The sequence below is a fragment of the Ruminobacter sp. RM87 genome, from assembly GCF_000701925.1.
Lineage (GTDB): Bacteria > Pseudomonadota > Gammaproteobacteria > Enterobacterales > Succinivibrionaceae > Ruminobacter > Ruminobacter amylophilus.
The window spans coordinates 1-2,152 of record NZ_JNKD01000111.1; the positions used below are offsets into that span (position 1 = coordinate 1).

At 45.2% G+C, this 2,152-nt stretch carries 1 protein-coding gene; it reads right to left on the bottom strand.

Going from position 1 to position 2,152, the window contains the following annotated elements:
- Positions 1-220: 220 nt before the first annotated feature.
- Positions 221-1,735: an amidophosphoribosyltransferase gene (gene purF, locus T489_RS0112225; protein WP_031580295.1), complete on the bottom strand. Its 1,515-nt coding sequence runs from the start codon at positions 1,733-1,735 to the stop codon at positions 221-223.
- Positions 1,736-2,152: the final 417 nt, after the last annotated feature.

Genomic DNA, 2,152 nt, shown 5'->3' on the forward strand with positions numbered 1-2,152 from the left:
TCCCTAAAAAAACCAGAGATCTCTTCGACTTGTTCGGCATACCTTACCCAAAGAAGCAAATCAAAAATTAGAAACTATGATCTGCGGAGTTAGGGTTTTATCACGGAATTCATGATAAGGCCTGCTGAACGGCATTCTCAGAAACAAAAAAAATCTCCGATCATACGCGACCGGAGATTCCTGATTAGGGCGGAACGGAAGTCCCGCCCTTTTTCACTGTTTATGCTTCGTTGTAGATTTCCAGGTTTTCGGTTGAATCATTCCAGGCCTTGTCTGCCTTGGCATCATCATTACGAACCTGATCAAGGAAGTTCAGATAGTTTTCATCGATGTCGTTGGTAATGTACTGACCGTTGAACACTGAGGTTTCAAAATTCTCAAGTTCAGGATTTTCCATTCTTACGGCCTTCTCAAGATCTTCAAGTGACTGATAGATGAGAGCATCGGCACGGATTAATCTGCATACTTCTTCAGCGGTCTTGCCGTAGGCAATGAGTTCCCTGCTGGAAGGCATGTCGATACCGTATACGTTAGGATATCTGATTTCAGGAGCTGCTGAAGCGAAGTAAACCTTCTTCGCGCCGGCTTCATGAGCCATGTCAACGATCTGTCCGGAAGTGGTGCCACGAACGATTGAGTCGTCAACCAGCAGTACGTTCTTGCCCTTGAATTCGGCAGGAATAGGATTGAGCTTGTTGCGAACACTCTTCTTTCTCTGCTTCTGGCCCGGCATAATGAAGGTTCTGCCGATGTAACGGTTCTTTACAAAACCCTGACGGTACGGAACACCGAGGCATTTGGCGATTTCAACCGCGATGTCGCAGCTGGTTTCAGGAATAGGAATAACCACGTCAATGTCAAGGTCGGCAAAATCACGCTTAATCTTTTCACCGAGCATGGTACCCATGTGAACTCTGGCGGCATAAACTGAAACGCCGTTCATGATTGAATCCGGACGGGCGAAATATACGTATTCGAAAATACATGGATTGAGCTTGGTTTCTGAAGCACAGATTCTGTTGTAGAGCTTACCGTCTTCAGTTACGAAAATCGCTTCACCCGGAGCGACGTCACGTACCAGCCTGAAGCCGAGGATGTCCAGAGCAACGCTTTCTGAAGCAACGGCATATTCGGTCTTGCCGTTTTCACCTTCTCTCTGACCGAGAACCAGCGGACGGATACCGTTAGGATCTCTGAAGGCTACCAGACCTACGCCGAGGATCAGTGATACCACGCCGTAGGCACCTCTGATCTGATCGTTTACTCTGTGTACCGCATCGAAAATCTCATCAGCGGTGATGTCATCACAGTTGCACTTGTCGATTTCATGAGCAAAAACATTGAGAAGAACTTCAGAGTCTGAAGTGGTGTTCACGTGACGATGGAACTTGTTGCACTTTTCACGAAGCTCCTGAACGTTGGTCAGGTTGCCGTTGTGTGCAAGAGCAATACCGAAAGGACTGTTTACATAGAATGGCTGAGCTTCAGCTGCGGAAGATGAACCGGCGGTCGGATAACGGACATGACCAATACCGATATTACCCTTCAGCCTGTACATATGCTTGGTTTCAAAAACATCACGCACCAGGCCGTTTGCCTTCCGCTGTTTGAAATTACCGTCATAGCTGGTAACAATACCTGCAGCGTCCTGACCTCTATGCTGTAAAACGGTCAGAGCATCATAAAGAGCTTGATTAACAGGGGTGGTGGCTACAATACCAACGATACCGCACATTTTCTACATCCTATTTAATAAACTACGCCCATACGGCAAAATTTGGATCACAGGTCAAAATTCAGCGACCGGACCTGTGACAAAAATACTAAGCACGCCTATTATAAACTTTTTCAAAAATTTAACTACAAAAAAGAATAAAACATTTTCACAAAAATACTCTTCGTGCGGATTTCAACCAGTGTGAAAAGTCAGCACCGTTCAGGCAAATTCAGATAATTCAGCCCTGCCGTGCTTTTATAACAGAAGAAAAACGGCATTTAAACACCGGCCTGCAGACATCTTCTGAAAAACAGACGGCAAAAAAAACGTTTCTTTGAAACCTAAACTCCGCACACCCTAGTGTATAACTAGGGTAAATCTCATCACAAATCCATTAAATATTACACTTTTACCCCTGTTTTTTAAGAAATTCTC

What these genes read in the sequence shown, in the direction of transcription:
- purF (WP_031580295.1), bottom strand. Translation starts at nt 1,735, where the DNA reads ATGTGCGGTATCGTTGGTATTGTAGCCACCACCCCTGTTAATCAAGCT.